We start from the raw sequence: 20457 nt of genomic DNA on the forward strand, positions 1-20457 counted from the left end.
TCAGGAATCTGCCTCTATGAACAGCACTCCAGCTTTAAACTGGATCGACGGCCAATGGCTGGACTCCGGTGTTTACAAAGACTCCATCGACCCAGCGACCTATGAGCTGATTGGTCAATACGCCGAAGGCGGCTTAAACGAAGCGCAACAGGCAATTAAGGCGGCACAACGGTCGTTCGCTGAAACGCCTTGGAAAGATGATCGTAACTTGCGCGCCAAGGTATTGTTGGAGTTGGCGGATGCTTTCGAGCGCAACGCAGATGAGTTGATCGACACCCTGGCGCTGGAAAACGGAAAGATCAGACCCGAAGCCGAGTTCGAGGTCACTATGGTGCCCTCCAAACTGCGCTATTACGCCGCTCTTGCTCGCGCCGAATACGGTCGTGCGGCCGAGCCCAAGCCTGGCAAAATTTCCCTGGTGATCCGTCAAGCAGTGGGCGTAGCGGGCATCATCGTGCCGTGGAATTCGCCTGTGGTACTGATGATTCGCTCCCTGGCACCTGCTCTGGCTGCCGGTTGCACCACAGTGATCAAAATGCCCGGGCAAACGGCCCAGACCAACTGCCTGGTAGCTCGGATCATGAGTGAGGTGGTGTCGCTGCCTCGTGGCGTCATCAATCTGTTCAGTGAGCTGGGCGCGGCCGGTTCCATACATCTGGTGGAATCGCCCAAGGTTCCTGTGATCAGTTTCACCGGTAGCACAAGCACCGGTCGGGCTATTTCCGCTGCGGGTGCACAGCACCTTAAGCGCTTTGGCTTGGAACTGGGTGGGAAAACGCCAATGCTGGTGTTTAACGACGCTGACCTGGATGTTGTAGTGCCAAAGTTAGAAAAAGCTCTGACGGTATTCGCTGGTCAATTCTGCATGACGGGGTCGCGGCTGCTGGTGCAACGTGATATTGCCACGGCGCTGACGGAGCGCTTGGCCGCACGGTTGGAAGCCGTGCGCGTGGGGCCGGCTGCAGATCCCGCCAGCGAAATGGGGCCGTTAATAGATAAACCTAACGTGCAGCGGGTCAACCAAGTGGTGGAGGAAGCGATCACCGACGGTGCTCAAATCATCGTTCGCGGCGGGCCAATCACCGAGGGGCCATTGGCCAAGGGCGCTTTCTATCGCCCGACCTTGCTGCGCGTCACTGACCCTAATATGTCCATTGTCCAGCGCGAGACGTTCGGCCCGGTGCTGACCCTACAGGTGTTCGATAGCGAAGCCGAGGCAATCGAGCTGGCTAACAACAGTGAGTTCGGCCTTGCGGCTGGCGTGTGGACTCGCGATGTCGACCGTTCTCTGCGGGTTGCCCGTGAATTGGAGGTTGGCACTGTATGGGTCAACGACTGGGCAGTGGTCTACGACGAATTTGAGGAAGGTGGTTTTAAACAGTCGGGCCAGGGACGCCTCAACGGTGTAGCTGCCATGGATGACTTCGTCGAATACAAACATATCGCCCTCAATCCCGGCCTGCGCCAAGCTTAAATCCATTCAGTTCGCCTGCGCGCGTTGGTGCGTAGGCGGCTGTACAGAGAATCATATTCATGAATCGTACAAAAACCTTACTAGAACCTTTGGATCTCGGCCCATTCACCCTGGCCAACCGCGTGCTGATGGCTCCGATGACTCGTTCGCGCTCTGCCCAGCCCGGTGATATCCCCACAGCACTCAACGCCCGATACTATGGTCAGCGTGCAGGTGCAGGGCTGCTGATCAGCGAAGGTATGCCGATTTCTCCCGGCGCCAAAGGCTACGCCTACACACCCGGTATCTATACCGAGGCCCAGCAAGCTGGCTGGAGGCAGGTGACTGACGAGGTTCATGCCAACGGAGGTCTGATCGCCGCCCAGCTGTGGCATGTCGGCCGCATTTCCCATCACTCGGTCTTACCCCAGGGCCAGTCGCCTCTGGCGCCTTCAGCTATTCGTGCACAGGCCAAGATTTTCGCCTTCGATGATGAAGGTATGCCGAGTATGGTCGATTGCGACATGCCAGAGGCGTTAAGCGAAGAGGGGATCGCGGCGGTCGTGCAGGAGTTTGTTCAGGCCGCACTGTGGGCCCGCGCCGCAGGCTTTGATCTGGTTGAACTGCAAGGCGCAAACGGTTTTTTGCTGGAGCAATTTCTCTCCGTTACCACCAACGAGCGCACTGACCGCTACGGTGGCTCGCTGGAGAACCGTGCACGTTTTGTCGTGGAAGTGGTGGACGCGGTCTCGGCTGCGATTGGCGCGGATCGGGTCGGTATCCGCCTTTCGCCATGGTGCCCACCCAGCGTCAACGATATGGACTTCAGCGTCGAAGCTCAGGACATTACTTTGTACCTCGCCGAGTTCCTCAGTCAGCGGTGCATCGCTTACCTGCATTTGTCCGAGTGGCCCGGTGTGGATTATCCCTCAGGGTTTCGCGCGCAACTGCGCTCGGCGTTCAGCGGTGCGATCTTCGTATGCGGCGGCTATCAGCAGGCCGACGCGCAACACATCGTCGCGCAAGGACTTGCCGATGCCGTGGCGTTCGGTAAACCCTTCATCGCCAATCCCGACCTGCCGCAGCGGTTCGCGCTCAACGCCGAGTTAGCGGAGCCTGATGGCAGCACCTTTTACGGTGGCGACGCCCGGGGTTACACGGACTATCCATCCTTTGCGGCTCAGAGCTGAGCCCCGATGCGACTGCCCCGACTAATGGCAGGCGCGCTGTTGGCAGGGACGCTGACAGCGTCCTCTGCCTTCGCCGCCAAAGAAGATAATTCTTCTCCCGTGAGAAACACCTCCATGCCCCAGGACAAACTCTACGACGCGTTGCTTGACGCTCTCTATGCGACCTTCGGGCATCATCCTGGGTTTCGCGTAACGCATGCCAAGGGCGTGTTGTTACGTGGCACCTTTACCGCCTCTGAAGCGGCTCCGGCGCTTACTCGAGCAGCTCATTTCCAGGGACAGCCAGTACCGGTATTGCTGAGGTTCTCCAACTTCAGTGGTGTGCCTGCCACCGAGGACGGTGACCCGATGGCCAGCCCCCATGGTCTGGCCGTTCGTTTTACGCTACCGGACGGTGAGTCCACGGATATCGTGGCGCACTCGTTCAATGGCTTTCCGGTGACCACCCCCGAAGACTTCCTAAGCTTTTTGCGAGGCATTGCTGCCAACGTCGCCACACCGTCCGATCCTTTGCCACTGCAAGCATTTCTGGTCACCCATCCAAGGGCACAGCATTTTCTTGAGACGCCCAAGCCAGCACCGAGCAGCTACGTTAGTGCTGAATACTTTGGCGTCAACGCCCTAGTGTTCAGCAACCGTCAGGGTGAAGACCATGTCGGTCGCTATCGCATTGAACCGTTGCTGCCAGAACCTTTATTGAGCGACGAGCAAGCCGCCTCGATGCCTGCCAATTACTTGCAGGACGAAATCGGCGCACGATTGACCAAGGGGACGGTGAAGTTGCGACTCATGGTGCAACTGGCAGCCCCAGGAGATGCCATCGAAGATGGTTCGATTCCTTGGTCGCGCAACCATCAGGAAGTCGAACTGGGGATGTTGACCCTCGACGCTCTTGTTTCGGCAGAGGAACAACAACTCGCCCAGCAGCGGCTTGCCTTCAGCCCCGGACGCTTGCTCGACGGCATTAAGCCAAGTCACGATCCAATGATTCTCGCACGTGAAGGTATCTACCACCGGGCGATGCTCAGGAGGCAACAACAATGAGCATTGACGCCGACATTGGCGTCAGTGTGATTGTGCATGAGGTCAATCCGCAGCATCAGGCCTTGTATGAGCAATGGATGAACAAGGCCATCGATGCCCATCAGCAGTTCCCTGGTTATTTAGCTACTGATGTAGTCAAACCCGTAGGGTCGCAGTTGCGATACGCAATAATCCTGCGCTTTACCAGCAAGTGCCATGTCTTGGCGTGGCTGGGCTCTGACGTGCGCCAGGCATTGCTGCATGAGTCGCGGCCCTGGCTGCGGCAGGATTACCATCGCGTCGACGATGATTCGAAATTCTGGTTTGAGCCGATGCAAGGACGGGCCACGGTTGCACGCTGGAAGCAATGGCTACTGTCTTGGTCGGTAGTCTTGCCATTGTCAGTTTTTATGCCGGGTTTTTTGGCGGTGTTGCTTGAACTTTCTGATCTGCATCTACCCGCTTGGTTGTTCAAGGTGTTGGTGGCTGGGTTAGTGTCCTTCAATATGGTCTATTGGTTGATGCCCATGACGACACGTCTAATGTCACGCTGGTTGTTGCGCTGATCCGCCCAAATAGGAGATTTGCTGTAGCCGAATGTTCGGCACGCACCTCACCGAGATAACACCGATAAAAGAAGCTATAGCGACTTACATGATGAGGGCTACGGACAAACTTCGGGCTCAGCAGTCGCTGTGCAAGAAAATTCGGGTAAGCATACGTCCTGGAATGTTCAAGCCCCAAAGCGAAGTACGCCAATGGAGTGCTGGTGGAATTGCCATAACACTTACGTCAATAGCTTGAGTTGCGCGGAAGATAGCGCGTGGCCCGAAGCTCGAGGCTTTGCGGCCGCCGAACGGCACGTGGTAATCGGTGCCGGCGGTGGGCAGATTGACCATCACGCAGCCGGTTTGGGCACGGCGCTTGAACTCGCTGGCACCAGGTTGGCCGGCTTGAACACTGCGGCGTTGCCGAAGGCTTGGGCCGGAGCGATCTTCCAGGCAGCAGTGGCCATGGGGAAGTTCCAAGGGGTGATGATGCCCACCACGCCCACCGGCTCGCGGTGTACCTTGATGTCGATACCGCATCGCCCGCGAGGTCACCTTGTTGGTCCAGCATGAGATAGGCCAGGTCAGCATCGCCACCGTGCCTTCCGTGGCCAGCCGCTTGCTGACGGACCCCTTGGGGTGCGTCGTGGTCGAGCACACCCTTGGTACCCGCGGGAGGGGCGTTGCATTGGTCGCAGCTGCAGGGCTTGCCAATGATCTGTAACGGCACCTCACGGCTATTGGAAGGCACCGATGCAAAATGCTTGTTGGAGCACAGTCGCTTTTTCATCTCCAACATGATCTCGCTGATTGCGATGCTGGAGGAGGGCGTCGGGATTCAGTACCTTGCCTTACCTGGCGTTTCCACAGGAGAACGAAAAGCTCGCCTTTTTGCCCCTGGCCGAGCCGAAGGTGGAGCGCCAGATCGGCATGCTCACGCGCAAAGGGCGGGGCCTGTCGCCGGCGGCGGGAGCGTTAAAGAAGTTTTTGCAGGCGAACACGGCGCCTTCGGGGGGACAGTTGCCGTTATCCGCTTCTATCCTGCGGCGGATTCATGGGTATGGCCTTGGGATCGGCCCCGACGAGCTTCATTTACTGCGATGGAGGAGGGTGTTCAGCGCCGTTTGTGCCTCCATGCTGTTGAGCCGTTCGATGAACATTAGGTTTTCTTGGCGTAAGGTGGCTTCCAGTTCAACCATCGACGCCTGCTTCAGCAATTTTCGCGTCGAAGCAGGGATTGCCGGGGCAGTGCCAGCAGGCGTCGGGCCAAATACTGCGCGGCCGTCAGGCATTTTTCTGCGTCGTCGAACACTTCATTTGCTAATCCGCAAGCGACCGCAGCGCCACCATCCAGGCTTTCGCCCCAGAGCAGCATGCGCGCCGTGCGTGCATGGCCAAGCAGGCGGGGCAATAACAGACTGGCGCCGAATTCGGGGCACAGGCCCAGATTCACGAACGGCATGCGAAGCTTGGAATTTTGCGTGACCAGCACCTGCCGAAAACTGCTGCAAGCAGCGGTTTTTGCAGGTGGACGACCACATCCATCAGGCGAAACGGCGGGCTGTCCAGATGAGTAGACCTTTGTCGGCACTATGACAAAACGTGTCGCCATAGCTGCTGTTTTTTGCCATCCCGTTCAGTTCGGGAGTGCTCAATCCTGATAGCCCCCCATTTGGGTTATGGCGTCATTGGCCGAATCCCTTAATAGTGAGTCCAACCGGTCATCCAGAACCGGCTTCACTTGATAAGGTGATTTGCTATGCGCAAGGCATTCAAGTTGATTTTCAGTACGCTCCTGGTACTCATAGCGGTCGGTGTACAGGCTGGTGAGGAGAATGAGGCCAATACGCTGCGGCTGTACAACTGGGCGGATTACATTGGCGAAAAAACCATCGCCAACTTCGAAAAGGCGTCCGGCATCCACGTGATCTATGACACGTTCGACGCCTATGAAACGGTTCAGGCGAAGCTCATGACCGGTCATTCCGGCTACGATCTGGTCGTGTTGAATGCGTCCCTCGCACCGCCATTGATCCAGGCCAAGGTTTTCCAGCCGCTGGATAAGAGTTTATTGCCCCAATGGACCAACCTTGACCCGAAGGTTCTGGAGGGGCAACAGGGATTCGATGCCGGTACGAAGTACTCGGCGCCCTATACCTGGGGCAGTAATGGCATCACCTACAACGTCGACAAGATCAAGGAGCGCATGCCGGACGCGCCGATCGGTTCGTTGGCGATGATCTTCGATCCAAAAATCGTCTCGCGCTTCGCCGACTGCGGAGTAACGCTGGTCGATGCGCCAACGGAAGTGATCCCGTTAGCCCTGGTATATCTGGGACGCGACCCTGAGAGCGCTGCGCCGGAAGATTTGAAAGCCGCCCAGGATTTGTTGTTGTCGGTGCGGCCGTATATTCGCAAATTCGATTCGGTCAACTACCTGACCAGCCTGCCCAATGGTGACGTGTGCATGGCCATGACCTGGTCAGGTGATTATGCGACGGCGATGGCGCGTGCCGAAGAAGCGAAACTGAATATAAATCTTGCCTACTTTATTCCCAAGGAAGGCTCGTTGATCTGGTTCGACAATATGTACATTCCGGTGGACGCACCCCATGTCGCGAATGCCCACAAGTTCCTCGACTATCTGATGCAGCCTCAGGTGATGGCTGAGGTGAGTGATTACATTCATTACGCCAATAGCAACGCGGCCGCCACTGCGTTGCTGAGTGCCGATGTACGAAACAATCCCGCTATCTACCCCGATGAGCAGACGCGTCAACGGCTGTTTCCACAGAAGAGCCAAAACGCGAAAGACACGCGTGCCATCACTCGGGTCTGGAGCACCGTCAAGAGCGGACTTTAATTCTTCAATTATTTGGTTTGAGGATTTTGTATGGTTACTGCAGCCAATAAACAACTGTCAGCTGTTGTAGACGACGCCAGGTTGGTCAGCGCCGATAAAGCTCACTACATGCACGGCTACCACATGTTCGACGAGCACAGCGAACAGGGTTCCTTGAACATTGTGGCGGGTGACGGTGCCTATATCATCGACGCCCATGGCAACCGCTTTCTTGATGCCGTTGGTGGAATGTGGTGCACCAATATCGGATTGGGGCGCGAGGAAATGGCGCTGGCGATTGCCGATCAGGTGCGGCAACTGGCGTATTCGAATCCGTTTTCCGACATGTCCAACAATGTCGCGATCCAACTGTGCGAAAAGCTCGCCAGCCTGGCGCCAGGGGATCTGGATCACGTGTTTCTGACCACGGGTGGCTCCACTGCAGTTGACACCGCGTACCGACTGATTCAGTACTATCAGAACTGCCGTGGCAAACCGGACAAGAAGCATGTCATCGCGCGGTATAACGCCTATCACGGCTCCACGACTCTAACGATGTCAATCGGCAATAAGGCCGCCGACCGGGTGCCCGAATTCGATTACGCCAACGACAAAATCCACCACATCTCCAACCCCAACCCATATCGCGCGCCGAGCGGTATGGACGAGGCGCAATTCCTGGAGTTTCTGGTCAAGGAATTTGAAGACAAGATCCTGTCTATCGGTGCGGATAAGGTGGCGGGTTTTTTTGCCGAGCCGATCATGGGATCCGGCGGAGTGATCATCCCGCCCAAGGGCTACCTCAAGCGCATGTGGGAAGTATGCCAACGCTACGACATTCTTTTTGTCGCTGACGAAGTGGTGACATCGTTTGGCCGGCTGGGCAAGTTTTTTGCTTCTTATGAATTGTTCGATGTGCAACCGGACATTATCACCACCGCCAAAGGGCTGACGTCCGCTTATCTGCCGCTGGGAGCGTGCATATTTTCCGACCGTATCTGGAAGGTGATTGCCGAACCCGGCAAGGGGCGTTGCTTTACTCACGGTTTTACCTACAGTGGCCATCCTGTGTGCTGTACGGCGGCACTGAAGAACATTGAGATTATTGAAAGAGAAAATCTGCTGGCGCATGTCGACGACGTCGGCGGCTATCTGGAAGAGCGGCTCGCGACACTCTGTAATCTGCCGCTGGTTGGCGAGGTGCGTTGCCAGAAGCTCATGGCATGCGTCGAGTTCGTGGCTGACAAGCGCACTAAAGCGTTGTTTGCCGACGAAATCAACATCGGCGAAATGATTCATTCCCGCGCCCAGGCTCGAGGTTTGCTGGTGCGCCCGATCATGCATCTCAACGTGATGTCACCGCCGCTGATTCTGACGCGCGCTCAGGTCGATGAAATCGTCGAGATCCTGCGGGTGTGCATACTTGAGGTGGCCGCTGAGCTTGAGCAAAGCGGCCAGTATCTCGGCCAATGAATTCAAGTCTGCGATTAACAGGTGCCGGTTCACCCGCTAGACTGCGGGGCATGAACAAACCTGACGAAGAGACGTTGATTGCCTTGCGTTTTGGGGCATTGCATAACTGGCATCGCGACATGCGCGAGGCATTTGCCCATGTCGAGACGCTCGACGCGCTGCAATATCTGGCGTCGGCGTTCGGGCATCTGGTGTCCGTCGAATCGGTGATGATCAGCCTGGAACACAAGGACCGTGCACCGCAGTTGCTGTATCAGCGCGGGATTCCGGAAAAATATCGGGAGTCGATCATCGACCGCTATTTTTCCGGTGGCTACTTGCTTGATCCGTTTTGTCTGGCAGTGGAGCAGGGCCTGGCTGAAGGTTTTTATCATCTTGAGGAAATTGCCCCTGACAACTTCTTTGAAAGTGAGTATTACAACACTTACTACTTGAAAGCAGGGAGTTCCGAGGACAGTTTTTATATTGTCAACACGGTGAATGAATCGCAAATATCATTGAGCTTGTTTCAAGGCTTCGGAGGCGAGGCGCTCAAAGCGGAACAACTCAATCTGCTGCGGGCGGTCGAGCCGCTAGTACGGGAGTTCATCCATGAGTTTGGCCAACGCGGTTTGCAGAACATTGTAGCAACGAGCGCCGATGGCGAAGCCACTACCGCGCATGACGATTTCAAACAGCGATTGCAGGCCGCTTTTGAGGATTTCGGTCGCGATCTGCTGACGCAGCGCGAGCGCGAGGTCGCGCACATGGTACTCCGCGGGCACTCCGTGAAATCCACGGCCAGGCAGTTCGGTATTTCGCCCGAGACTGTCCGCATGCACCGCAAAGGTCTTTATTTAAAGCTGAACGTCAATTCGCAGTCGGAATTATTTGCACTGTTTTTCGTGTGGTTACGGACGAATTAAGTTATTGCCCACTAGCGAATCCTAATAACAATAAGGTTGCCTTGTTCAGGCAAGCGGCCTCTCTGCGCGAGTGATAAAAAGATGGCAGTTGCCTCCGGCGCCTATAAGAAAGCCCTCGAGGGCGACCAATCACCTAAACAGGTGTTGGTCAAAATCGACCGGGTCACGAAGAAGTTCGACGAGACGATTGCCGTGGACGATGTGTCCCTGGAAATCAGGAAAGGTGAGATTTTCGCCCTGCTCGGCGGCTCGGGATCGGGCAAGTCCACGTTGCTGCGCATGCTCGCAGGCTTCGAACGGCCCACGGAGGGGCGCATTTTCCTCGATGGCGTAGACATCACCGACATGCCGCCGTACGAGCGGCCGATCAACATGATGTTCCAGTCCTACGCCTTGTTCCCGCACATGACCGTGGCGCAGAACATCGCCTTTGGGCTCAAGCAGGACAAAATCCCCGCCGCTGAAGTCGATGCCCGTGTCGCGGACATGCTCAAGCTGGTTCAGATGACGCAGTACGCCAAGCGCAAGCCGCATCAGTTGTCCGGTGGTCAGCGTCAGCGTGTGGCGTTGGCGCGTTCCTTGGCCAAGCGGCCGAAGCTGTTGCTGCTCGACGAACCGATGGGTGCGCTCGACAAGAAGCTGCGTTCGCAAATGCAGCTGGAGCTGGTCGAGATCATCGAGCGGGTCGGCGTAACCTGCGTCATGGTGACCCACGACCAGGAAGAAGCCATGACCATGGCCGAGCGCATCGCGATCATGCACCTGGGCTGGATCGCCCAGATCGGCAGCCCGATCGACATCTACGAAACCCCGACCAGCCGTCTGGTCTGCGAGTTCATCGGCAACGTCAACATCTTCGACGGTGAAGTGATCGACGACGCCGAAGGCCACGCGACCATCACCTGCAAGGACCTGGACCGTCAGATTTATGTGGGCCACGGCATCAGCACCTCGGTGCAGGACAAATCCGTGACCTACGCGATTCGTCCGGAAAAATTGCTGGTGACGCCAGACATGCCGACCTGCGAATACAACTGGTCCAGCGGCAATGTGCATGACATCGCCTACCTCGGCGGGCACTCGGTATTCTACGTCGAGCTGCCAAGCGGCAAGATCGTCCAGTCCTTCGTTGCCAACGCCGAGCGCCGTGGCGCGCGTCCGACCTGGGGTGACCAGGTTTACGTGTATTGGGAAGACGACAGCGGCGTGGTACTTCGCTCATGAACATGCGCAAATTCAAACGCCGTCTTAACCGAATAATTCCCGGTGGCCGCCAACTGGTCATCGGGGTTCCGTTCATCTGGCTGTTCCTGTTCTTCATGCTGCCGTTCTTCATTGTCCTGAAGATCAGCTTCGCCGAAGCCGACGTGGCCATTCCGCCGTACACCGAGATTTATACCTTCGCCGAACAGAAACTGCAGTTGCTGCTTAACCTCGGCAACTACGCGATGCTGGCCGGCGACGAACTGTACATTGCCGCTTACCTCGGCTCGTTGAAGATGGCGCTGATCAGCACCATCCTTTGTCTCGCAATCGGCTACCCGATGGCCTACGCCATCGCCAGTGCCCGCAAAGAGATGCAAACGGTGCTGGTGCTGCTGATCATGATGCCGACCTGGACCGCGATCCTGATCCGCGTCTACGCGTGGATGGGCATCCTCAGCAACAACGGCCTGCTCAACGGTTTCCTGATGACCATGGGCTGGATCGATGAACCGCTGCAGATCCTCAACACCAACCTCGCGGTCTATATTGGCGTGGTTTACTCATACCTGCCGTTCATGATCCTGCCGCTCTACGCCAACCTGGTGAAGCACGACAACAGTCTGCTGGAAGCGGCGTCCGACCTCGGCTCAAGCACCTTCAACAGCTTCTGGAAGATCACCATTCCGCTGTCCAAGAACGGCATCATCGCCGGCTGCATGCTGGTGTTCATCCCGGTCGTGGGCGAGTTCGTGATCCCGGAACTGCTAGGCGGTCCGGAAACCCTGATGATCGGTAAAGTGCTCTGGCAAGAATTCTTCAACAACCGCGACTGGCCGGTGGCATCTGCCCTGGCAGTGGTTATGTTGCTGATCCTGATTGTGCCAATCATCCTGTTCAACCGTAGTCAGGCCAAAGAAATGGAGGGCAAGGAATGAAGCGCTTCCGTTTCTCAAGTTTCATGCTGGTAGCGGGTTTGCTGTTCATCTACGCGCCGATGCTGATCCTGGTGATCTACTCGTTCAACGCCTCCAAACTGGTGACGGTGTGGGGTGGCTGGTCGATCAAGTGGTACGTCGGTTTGATGGACAACACGCAATTGATGGGCTCGGTGGTGCGCTCGCTGGAAATTGCCTGCTACACGGCGGTGGCGGCGGTAGCGCTGGGTACATTGGCCGCGTTCGTCCTGACCCGTATCAGCCACTTCAAGGGACGCACGCTGTTCGGTGGCTTGGTTACCGCGCCGCTGGTGATGCCCGAGGTGATCACCGGTCTGTCGCTGTTGCTGCTGTTCGTGGCCATGGCGCAGATGATCGGTTGGCCACAGGAGCGGGGGATCCTCACCATCTGGATCGCCCACACCACGTTCTGTGCGGCGTATGTGGCGGTGGTGGTGTCGGCGCGTTTGCGTGAGCTGGACCTGTCCATCGAAGAAGCGGCCATGGACCTCGGTGCGCGGCCATGGAAGGTGTTCTTCCTGATCACCATCCCGATGATCGCACCCTCCTTGGGGGCTGGCGGCATGATGTCCTTCGCTTTGTCGCTGGATGACCTGGTGTTGGCCAGCTTCGTCTCCGGCCCGGGTTCGACGACCCTGCCGATGGAAGTGTTCTCGGCGGTGCGTCTGGGCGTGAAACCCGAGATCAACGCCGTGGCCAGCCTGATTCTGCTGGCGGTATCGCTGATGACGTTCCTGGTCTGGTTCTTCAGCCGCCGTGCCGAAGAAGCGCGCAAGCGTGCGATTCAGCAGGCGATCGAGGAAGGTGCCGTTGCATCGGCCAAGCCACAATCTATTGCCCCACTTCAAAAACGCACCGAGCGCTCCGAAGCTGCTCCAGTCACCTGACCCTTGATGTCATTCCGGCAACCGCCTCAACTTTTTTGCAGGGGTGGTCCGGACCGGCAGTGGCCGCAGTTTCTGCGAGCCGGTTGTACCTGGAAAAACCAACGTAGCTGCGGGCGCCGTTAGAACGTTGGCGGGGTAATCACCCAGATCACCACCGCATCCACCTCGCCAGGGTTGCCGTAGCGGTGCGGTTCCTGGCTGGAAAAGCTGAAGCTGTCGCCTTCGTTGAGCTGGAAGTAGCGCTCGCCGACCCACAATTCGAAACTGCCGGACAGCAAGTAACCGGCTTCTTCGCCTTCGTGGCTGTAGCTTTGCTGGCTGTAGGTGCCGGGCGGAAAGCGCGAGTGGAGCATTTCCAGTTGCCGGTTGGGTGGTGGGGTCAGGAGCTGGTCGACGATGCCGTCTTCGTAATGCACGCTCAGACGACTGTTTTTGCGCACCACCACGCCATCGTCCTCGGGGGCGGTGTTGGCTTCGCTGGCGAAGAACCACTGGATGGTCACACCGAGGCTACGGGCAATGTTGAACAGCGCCGGAATAGACGGGTAAGCGAGGTTGCGTTCCAGTTGGCTGATGTAGCCCGCTGTCAGCTCACTCAATTGCGCCAGTTTCGCCAGGGTCATGCCCCGGCGTTTGCGCAGGCCGCGAATCCGCGTGCCCAGAAAGTGCGGTTCGGCGGTGCCGGTTGTGGGCGGTGTATTGCTGTTGTTGCTCATGGTGAGTTCCGAACCGGGTCGAACGTGAACCCCGTAGGAGCGAGCTTGCTCGCGATGGACTCACCGACGCCGCGTTCAACCAGTAAGCACGCATTAGGGAGCATCGCGAGCAAGCTCGCTCCAATAGGGTAAAAGCCCCGGAGTATAAACGGGCTTAAAGCGCCCAGGCGACTTTCAAACCTTCATAAATCGCTTCTTCGGCGGTGCGCGGCGCCAGGCAATCGCCGATGCGTCGAAATTCCACCAGGCCTTGCAGTTCCGCGCCAAGTGTATCCACGGGTTGATGACCCTGACACAACACAAGCGTGTCGATATTTTCCAGCAACATGGGTTCGCCACTGGCGGTGTGTTGCAAGTAAACGGTGTTGTCGTCACAACCGTACAGCCGCGCGTAAGGGGTGATGGGAATGCCCAGTCTGTGCAGCTCACCGGCCAGTTGGTCACGTACGTACAGCGGCAGGTTTTCCCCGCAATGGGTGCCATTGACCGCCAGTTGCACTTGATGGCCGGCACGGGTCAGACGCTCGGCGATGCCGGGGCCGATCCAGTCGCAACGCCAGTCGACCACCACCACCGAACGGCCGATTTGCACTTCGTCGCGCAGCACCTGCCAGGCATCCACCACCTGCAATTCACCCCCGCGTTCGAACGCCGGCCAGTATGGCTCGGCACCCGTGGCAACAATCACCATCTCCGGTTTATCCCGTTCCACCAATGCCCGGTCGACTCGGGTGTTGCGCACTACTCGTACCCCGGCCAATTCCATTTCCCGTTGCAGATTGGTGCTCGCGCCACCGAATTCGCTGCGCCGGGGCAGCAATTGCGCCAACAGCACTTGGCCGCCAAGTTGTGAGCTGGCTTCGTAAAGCGTCACATCATGCCCGCATTGCGCCGCCACCGCAGCGGCTTTCATCCCGGCCGGACCACCGCCGGCGATCATGATGCGCTTGCGTGTCGGCGCCCGTTGCCGCGCTCCAAAGATCAACTCGCGACCGGTTTCAGGATGCTGGATGCAGGAAATTGGCAAACCTTTGTGAAAGTGCCCGATGCACGCCTGATTGCAAGCGATGCAGGCGCGCACGTCTTCGGCGCGGCCGGCATTGGTCTTGTTGGGCATTTGCGGGTCGCAGATCAACGCCCGGGTCATGCCGCACACATCGGCCTGACCCCGGGCCAGAATCAGTTCGGCTTCCTGGGGTTGATTGATGCGCCCGGTGACGAACAGTGGAATGCTCAATCCGGCCTTGAAGGTGCCAGCCTCTTTGGCCAGGTATGCCGCTTCAATCGCCATCGGCGGCACGATGTGCACCGCGCCCCCCAGTGACGCTGAGGTGCCGGCGACGATGTGCACGTAATCCAGTTGTGGTTGCAGCAATTGCACGGCTGCCAAGGATTCGTTTTCGGTCAGGCCTTCAGGGTCGCGCTCGTCGGCGGAGATGCGCAGGCCGATGATGAACTGCTCGTCGGTGCTGGCCCGTATCGCGGCGATGACTTCGCGCAGGAAGCGCAGACGCTGTTCCAGCTCACCGTTGTAGCCGTCGGTTCGGCGGTTGACCCGGGGGTTGATGAACTGCGCAGGCAGGTAGCCGTGACTGGCGACCACTTCGACGCCATCGATCCCGGCCTGATGCAGACGCCGTGCGGCAGCGGCATAACCGGCGACAATCTCGTCGATCATCGGCTGATCCAGTGCGCGCGGCATCACCCGGAAACGTTCATTGGGCACCGCCGAAGCGGAGTAGGCCACGGCCAGCAGGCCATCGCTGGACTCCATGATTTCCCGCCCCGGATGGAACACCTGCGACAGCACCAAGGTGCCGTGAGCGTGGCAGGTTTGCGCGATTTCCCGGTAGCCATCGATGCAGGCATCGTCGGTGGCCATCAGCACATGGGAGGTGTACCGCGCGCTGTCATGCACACCGGCCACTTGCAGCACGATCAGCCCGACCCCACCTTCGGCGCGCGCCCGGTGATAGGCGATCAGCTGTTCGTTGACCAGGTTGTCGGTGGGCATCGAGGTGTCATGACCGCTGGACATGATGCGGTTTTTCAGGCGTTTGCCGCGGATTTGCAAGGGTTCGAACAGGTGCGCATAAACTGGGGTCGGGCTCGGCATGGTACGGGTACTCAGGGCAGGCTGAAGCTGAAAGACCGGCTTTCGGCGTTGTTATTATTTGCCTATAGAAATTTACCTTCAGTAAAAAATCAACTTGTTTTTTTACTGTGGCTTACAGTAGTTTCGTTTCGAGCCCGCTCCTGGGGCGAACCTCACCAACAATAAAAAAGGGCGATGCCGACCGATATTCGGCTTGCACCTGTACGAGGAACCACTGATGAAATCGAATACGCTCAAGCACGGTTGTTATCCCTTAGTGTTGACCCTGGCCATCGGCCTGGGCAGTGCTCAGGCAGCTTCGGACATGGTGGTGGTCGGATACGGCGGAGCCGGACAAAAAGCCCAGGACGTGGCGTTCTTCCAACCGTTTAGCGCAGTGGATCAACGCAAGGTCATCCAGAGCGAATACAACGGCGAAATGGCCAAGATCAAAGTCATGGGCCGATTTCTGGGACGTGCAGACAATTCCGGGCAAACGTGGCCTGCGCAAACGCGCGGTGTACAACCTGGAGTTCGCCTTGCTCGCTGACGGGATGAAGGTCGAGGATGTCTACAAGGTGCTCAATACCCCACAGGGCGTAGACCGGGCGTTTGCCAAACTCAATCAGATCAAGCCGTACATCCAGTGGTGGGAAGCGGGCGCACAACCGGCGCAATGGCTGACCGCCGGCGATGTGGTGATGACTTCAACCTACAGCGGACGCATCGCCGCCGCCGCGCAAAGCGGCAGTCATCTGGGGCTGGTCTGGCCCGGCAGCCTGTATGGCATGGACTACTGGGCGATCATCAAGGGCTCCAAACATGTCGATCAGGCCCAGCGCTTCATCGCCTTTGCCAATCAGCCGGATGCCCAGGTCAAGTACGTGCAGCAAATCCCCTATGGCCCGACCAACACCGAGGCCGCTGCGCGACTGGACAACAAACTCGCGCAATGGGTGCCGACTGCGCCGCAGAACCTCAAGGGCGCGCTGTCGATGGACGTCGGTTTCTGGGTCGACCATGGCGAGGAGCTTGAGGAGCGCTTCAACGCCTGGGCGAGCAAATAACTGACTGCGGCTGGACGTCCATGCGCGTCCAGCCGTACTGACTGCCCGAACCGATCAGCCTGGAGAACCATAACGATGAATGAGATTGCGACCCACCTGACTGCGCGCAGCGCTACCGAACAGCGCCTGCGCGAAGAACTGGCGGCCTGTTATCGCTTGATTGCACATTTTCGCATGACCGACCTGATTTTCACCCACATCTCGGTGCGCCTGCCGGGGCCGGAGCATCACTTTCTGATCAACCCCTATGGGCTGATGTTCGATGAAATCACTGCATCCAATCTGGTGAAGATCGACCTCGAAGGTCGCGCCGTTGAAGGGTCACCGTACCCGGTGAACCCCGCCGGTTTTGTGATTCACAGCGCCATTCACGGTGCCCGCGATGAAGACGCACAATGCGTGCTGCATACCCACACCAAATCCGGTTGCGCAGTCGCCGCATTGAAATGCGGGTTGTTGCCGGTCAATCAGATTTCCATGGAGTTCTACGGTCGCGTCGCTTACCACGACTACGAAGGCGTGGCGCTGGACATGAGCGAGCAACAACGACTGGTGCAGGACTTGGGCGACAAACCGGTGCTGATGCTGCGCAACCACGGTCTGCTCACGGTTGGCGAGACGGTGAGCCAGGCGTTTTTGCGCATGTACTATTTGGAAAAAGCCTGCGAAATCCAGTTGGCCGCGCAAGCTGCCGGTGAGCTGGTGTTACCCCCGGCCGAGGTGTGCGAACACACCGAGCGCCAGTTCAACGACCCTGGTCGGCCGCTGGACGAGGGTGAACTCAGCGACCCCGATGGGATGCAGCTGGCGTGGGCGGCGCTGCTGAGATTGCTGGAACGAGTGGCGCCGGGTTATCGGGACCCTGTGTGAATGGGCTGACGTCATCACGCCCTGAGCCTTTCCGTCAACACGATGTTGCTGTGTCCGGCTCGCTGATCAAAGGCGAGCCGTGCCGTAGCAAGGTCTGTAAATAAACGTTTTCGTCGTACACGGTGCTGGTCTTCCAGCACCGATAAACGATCCGGATCCACTTGAACGCCAGAGCCCTGAGGGCTGCTTGGTAAGAGCTGCCTTTGGCCCTTTGCTGGCGATAATACGCCTCTGCCCACACCGATTGATTGATGCTGTGGGCAGCCCACTCAACAAAGGTCTGGCGCAAAAAAGTTGCGCATTGATAGCGCCAGTGGACGACTTTTTTCTTGCCACTGCGTTCGGTGACCGGGGCAATCCCGGCATATCGCTGCACCGCACTGGCATCCTTGAAGCGATCACGCTGCTCACCAAAGGCGACCATCAACCGTGGTGCAAGCTGCTGTCCCGCGCCGGGCAAGGCCTTGAAGAGTCGGTAGTCGGCCAGGGTGTTGGCAGTTTTTTCGATCTCCCGATCAAAGTCTTTGATCGCCGTGATGATCCCTTTCAGTTGCGAGACCAGGGCCAGCACATACAGCGCTGAAGGACTGACCACGCCTGGATCTTCAGTCAACGGCATGGCTTTGGCGATCAACGCCAAACGCTGCTGATTGAGCTCGGCATGGCGAACATTATGCGCGTGAAGGAACTTCAAAACGCTGGCCGGCCGAGCGCGCTTAAGCGTTTCAAAGGTCGACCAGCGCGCCAGAAATTCACAAAAAACCAGCGTGTCATGGTCATGAAACAGCTCCAGGGCCAACGGGTAGTACTGTTTGAGCATGCACACCAGACGGTTGCTGATCTTGACCCGGTCATCGACCAATCCGCGGCGATGTTCGGTCAGGCTGGCGAGCGAACGCATGGCGGAGCTTTGCTGGACCAGTTGAGGAAACCGTTCGGGGTGATTCAGCAACAGCTCAAGCGCCCATTGAGCATCCGTTGGATCATCCTTGGCGCCACTGGGGACGAAGGTTTTACGGTGCCGGGCCAAGGTGCTCGGATTGATCGGAAAGATACAAAAAAACTCATATTTTTGCAGAGCCGCTATCAGTGGGCCTTTGTTCAACTCCACGGCGATCGCGATCGGGCCACCGTAACGTTGATGCAGCGACCTGGCCCAGCGATCAATCGACTCGGGCTTATGGTCAATGACCTCGAAACTGCGCTGAGCCTCTCCAGCTATCTGCAAACAGGTGTCGTGCTTGGTGTCTGCCCAATCAATTCCGATATAAGCAGTGAAACTCTGAGACAGGAGCGTTTGCATGGAACACCTCAACAGGCGCTAAAGTACATGCAGGGACATGCATGCTTGCGTCCAGCGAAGGCGATATAGAGAGCCGTGTCGGGCTTTCCCTGAGAATTCGTTAGAGGGCGCAAGCGCACCTGTGGACTCGAAGGTGATGGCGTAATCATCGAGTGCTGCGCGGGCATATTCGTAGCCCACAGGTGCATGTTCCTTCCTCGCCGACAACTGACTTCCAGCGATATCAGTATGGAAGAGAAAGGAACGGACTACCTATATCGCGGGCAAGCCCCGCTCCAGGTTTTGCTTCGTGTCGATAATGGTGGAACAACCCAAATCTGTAGGAGCGAGGCTTGCCCGCGATTGGGGCGCTACGGTCTCCCGGACGCGCAACTGACTGGAGACATGCCACGCTCTTGCTGTACAGTCGTTCAGCTTGCAATGATAGTGCGAGCCCCAGTGATTGAATCCAGGAGCGTGTTGCCCATGAATCAGGAAGCCCGTTTTTCCCGCATGGAACCGCAGTTGCGCAAGGCCAATCTGATCGAGGCGACGCTGGAATGCCTCAAGCGCCACGGCTTTCAAGGTGCGTCGATCCGCAAGATATCCGCCGAGGCGGGTGTTTCGCTAGGCCTGATCAGCCATCACTATTCCGGCAAGGATGAGCTGGTGGCCGAGGCCTATATGGCGATCACCGGGCGGGTCATGAGCCTGCTGCGCGACGCCATGGAGCAGGCCGCACCCAATGCCCGCGAGCGCTTGTCGGCGTTTTTTCGCGGCTCGTTTTCCGCCGAATTGCTCGATCCGCAGTTGATCGATGCCTGGCTGGCGTTCTGGGGTGCGGTGAAAACTGCCGAGGCAATCAATAAGGCTCACGATCATTCCTACGGCGAGTATCGCGGCATCTTGCGCAAGGTGCTGATGGAACTCGCGCAGGAGGAGGGCTGGGAAAACTTCGACGGCGATCTCGCGGCGATCAGCCTGAGTGCCTTGCTCGATGGCCTGTGGCTGGAGTACGGGCTCAATCCCGGCACCTTTACTCCGGAGCAGGGTATCCAGATTTGCGAAGCCTGGGTCGACGGATTGCAGGCCGGTGGCCGCCAGCGTTTTTGCGTGCAGACGAGCAGCTGTTGATCACCTGTTCAGTAGTGACTACTCTCTACCGCTGATGCAGAAAAACACTCTAATAAGAAATACGCCTTCGGGCCTGTGCAGGACACCAAGCAATGACGCCTCGGGTACTGATTGTCGATGACGATCCGCTGATTCGTGAACTGTTGCACGCCTACTTGTCCCAGGAGGGCTACGACGTTCATTGCGCCGCCACGGCGGAACTGGCCGAAACCTTCCTGGCCAGCCAGACCGTAGACCTGGTCATGCTCGATATCCGCCTGCCGGGCAAGGACGGCCTGACCCTGACCCGAGAGTTGCGGGTGCGCTCGGAAGTCGGGATCATCCTGATCACCGGGCGCAACGATGAAATTGATCGTATCGTCGGCCTTGAATGCGGTGCCGATGACTATGTGATCAAACCCCTCAATCCACGCGAGCTGGTGTCCCGGGCGAAAAACCTGATTCGCCGGGTTCGTCACGCGCAGATTCCTCAACCGGTGGCCACAGTCCCCAGACCCGTCAAACAGTTCGCCGATTGGGCGCTGGACACCGACCGCCGACGCCTGATCGATCTGGCCGGCAGTGAAACCCTGCTCACCCACGGCGAGTACCAGCTGCTCAGCGTGTTCCTGCGCAACAGCGGTCACACCCTGAGCCGCGACCAGTTGATGGACCAGATCCGCAACCGCGAATGGGTGCCCAACGACCGCTCAATCGATGTGCTGGTGGGCCGCTTACGCCGCAAGCTGCACGACGACCCGGCAGAACCGCAGTTGATCATCACCATCCACGGCGCCGGTTACCTGTTCACTGCCAGCCTCGCTGCGTGAG

The 20457-nt window shown here is 58.0% G+C and carries 17 protein-coding genes and 5 pseudogenes; 16 read left to right on the forward strand and 6 right to left on the reverse strand.

Annotated elements, in window-relative coordinates; translation table 11 throughout:
- The first annotated feature begins 16 nt into the window (after window positions 1-16).
- The 5 genes and pseudogenes from ACYZTU_RS13120 to ACYZTU_RS13140 all read left to right on the forward strand — a co-directional run.
- Window positions 17-1474 carry an aldehyde dehydrogenase family protein gene (locus ACYZTU_RS13120; protein ID WP_461970703.1) on the forward strand — a complete coding sequence of 486 codons (1458 nt, stop codon included), beginning with the start codon at window positions 17-19 and terminating at the stop codon, window positions 1472-1474.
- A gap of 59 nt (window positions 1475-1533) precedes the next feature.
- The gene (locus ACYZTU_RS13125; RefSeq protein WP_461970705.1) at window positions 1534-2643 is read left to right on the forward strand and encodes an alkene reductase; all 1110 of its coding nucleotides are present in this window, start codon (window positions 1534-1536) and stop codon (window positions 2641-2643) included.
- A gap of 114 nt (window positions 2644-2757) precedes the next feature.
- Entirely contained in the window at window positions 2758-3687 is a 930-nt protein-coding gene (locus tag ACYZTU_RS13130) for a catalase family peroxidase (protein WP_461970707.1), read from the forward strand.
- Window positions 3684-4232, forward strand: coding sequence for a hypothetical protein (locus ACYZTU_RS13135; RefSeq protein WP_461970709.1), 549 nt, complete (start codon window positions 3684-3686; stop codon window positions 4230-4232). The genes ACYZTU_RS13130 and ACYZTU_RS13135 overlap by 4 nt, the downstream gene beginning before the upstream one ends.
- A pseudogene (locus ACYZTU_RS13140) lies at window positions 4231-4447 on the forward strand (DinB/UmuC family translesion DNA polymerase); the annotation flags it as partial. The gene ACYZTU_RS13135 and the pseudogene ACYZTU_RS13140, both read left to right, overlap by 2 nt.
- A 19-nt stretch (window positions 4448-4466) precedes the next feature.
- Here the strand turns inward: ACYZTU_RS13140 and ACYZTU_RS13145 are convergent.
- Window positions 4467-4604, reverse strand: a pseudogene (locus ACYZTU_RS13145) (aldehyde dehydrogenase family protein); the annotation flags it as partial.
- Window positions 4583-4756, reverse strand: a pseudogene (locus tag ACYZTU_RS13150) (aldehyde dehydrogenase family protein); the annotation flags it as partial. The pseudogenes ACYZTU_RS13150 and ACYZTU_RS13145, both read right to left, overlap by 22 nt.
- Between ACYZTU_RS13150 and ACYZTU_RS13155 the strand changes: the two are divergent.
- Window positions 4750-5228, forward strand: a pseudogene (locus ACYZTU_RS13155) (LysR substrate-binding domain-containing protein); the annotation flags it as partial. The pseudogenes ACYZTU_RS13150 and ACYZTU_RS13155 overlap by 7 nt on opposite strands.
- A 196-nt stretch (window positions 5229-5424) precedes the next feature.
- On the opposite strand, the gene ACYZTU_RS13160 reads toward ACYZTU_RS13155, so the two are convergent.
- Window positions 5425-5826 (reverse strand): enoyl-CoA hydratase-related protein, encoded by a 402-nt coding sequence (locus tag ACYZTU_RS13160; protein ID WP_461970711.1) that lies wholly within the window; start codon window positions 5824-5826, stop codon window positions 5425-5427.
- Between the two features lie 147 nt (window positions 5827-5973).
- Here ACYZTU_RS13160 and ACYZTU_RS13165 point away from each other — a divergent pair, with 147 nt between their 5' ends.
- From ACYZTU_RS13165 to ACYZTU_RS13190, 6 genes are all read left to right on the forward strand, one after another.
- Window positions 5974-7077: a polyamine ABC transporter substrate-binding protein gene (locus tag ACYZTU_RS13165; RefSeq protein ID WP_461970712.1), complete on the forward strand. Its 1104-nt coding sequence runs from the start codon at window positions 5974-5976 to the stop codon at window positions 7075-7077.
- 30 nt (window positions 7078-7107) lie between these two features.
- Window positions 7108-8529, forward strand: a complete 1422-nt coding sequence (locus ACYZTU_RS13170; RefSeq protein ID WP_461970714.1) for an aminotransferase — start codon at window positions 7108-7110, stop codon at window positions 8527-8529.
- Entirely contained in the window at window positions 8526-9434 is a 909-nt protein-coding gene (locus tag ACYZTU_RS13175) for a response regulator transcription factor (protein ID WP_461970716.1), read from the forward strand. The genes ACYZTU_RS13170 and ACYZTU_RS13175 overlap by 4 nt, the downstream gene beginning before the upstream one ends.
- 81 nt (window positions 9435-9515) lie before the next feature.
- Entirely contained in the window at window positions 9516-10658 is a 1143-nt protein-coding gene (locus ACYZTU_RS13180; RefSeq protein ID WP_461970718.1) for an ABC transporter ATP-binding protein, read from the forward strand.
- Between the two features lie 35 nt (window positions 10659-10693).
- A complete protein-coding gene (locus ACYZTU_RS13185; protein WP_461971029.1) occupies window positions 10694-11575 on the forward strand; it encodes an ABC transporter permease subunit in 882 nt (293 codons plus the stop codon).
- Window positions 11572-12483: an ABC transporter permease subunit gene (locus ACYZTU_RS13190; protein ID WP_461970720.1), complete on the forward strand. Its 912-nt coding sequence runs from the start codon at window positions 11572-11574 to the stop codon at window positions 12481-12483. Before ACYZTU_RS13185 ends, ACYZTU_RS13190 begins: the two co-directional genes overlap by 4 nt.
- Window positions 12484-12602: 119 nt before the next feature.
- Here the strand turns inward: ACYZTU_RS13190 and ACYZTU_RS13195 are convergent, their stop codons facing one another.
- On the reverse strand, window positions 12603-13199 hold the full coding sequence (locus ACYZTU_RS13195) for a cupin domain-containing protein (RefSeq protein ID WP_461959852.1): 597 nt from the start codon (window positions 13197-13199) through the stop codon (window positions 12603-12605).
- Window positions 13200-13353: 154 nt separating this feature from the next.
- The gene (locus ACYZTU_RS13200) at window positions 13354-15315 is read right to left on the reverse strand and encodes an oxidoreductase (RefSeq protein WP_461970722.1); all 1962 of its coding nucleotides are present in this window, start codon (window positions 15313-15315) and stop codon (window positions 13354-13356) included.
- A gap of 217 nt (window positions 15316-15532) precedes the next feature.
- On the opposite strand from ACYZTU_RS13200, the pseudogene ACYZTU_RS13205 reads away from it, so the two are divergent.
- Window positions 15533-16361: pseudogene (locus tag ACYZTU_RS13205) on the forward strand (extracellular solute-binding protein).
- 75 nt (window positions 16362-16436) lie between these two features.
- On the forward strand, window positions 16437-17231 hold the full coding sequence (locus tag ACYZTU_RS13210) for a class II aldolase/adducin family protein (RefSeq protein WP_461970723.1): 795 nt from the start codon (window positions 16437-16439) through the stop codon (window positions 17229-17231).
- 34 nt (window positions 17232-17265) lie between these two features.
- On the opposite strand, the gene ACYZTU_RS13215 is transcribed toward ACYZTU_RS13210, so the two are convergent.
- The gene (locus ACYZTU_RS13215; protein ID WP_461966247.1) at window positions 17266-18534 is read right to left on the reverse strand and encodes an IS110 family RNA-guided transposase; all 1269 of its coding nucleotides are present in this window, start codon (window positions 18532-18534) and stop codon (window positions 17266-17268) included.
- A gap of 465 nt (window positions 18535-18999) precedes the next feature.
- On the opposite strand from ACYZTU_RS13215, the gene ACYZTU_RS13220 reads away from it, so the two are divergent.
- Together ACYZTU_RS13220 and ACYZTU_RS13225 are read left to right on the forward strand one after the other, a co-directional pair.
- Complete coding sequence (locus tag ACYZTU_RS13220) at window positions 19000-19647, forward strand: TetR family transcriptional regulator C-terminal domain-containing protein (protein ID WP_461970725.1); 648 nt, start codon at window positions 19000-19002, stop codon at window positions 19645-19647.
- Between the two features lie 92 nt (window positions 19648-19739).
- On the forward strand, window positions 19740-20456 hold the full coding sequence (locus ACYZTU_RS13225) for a response regulator (RefSeq protein WP_415764994.1): 717 nt from the start codon (window positions 19740-19742) through the stop codon (window positions 20454-20456).
- Window position 20457: the final 1 nt, after the last annotated feature.

Source organism: Pseudomonas sp. HLT2-19-2 (assembly GCF_054898005.1).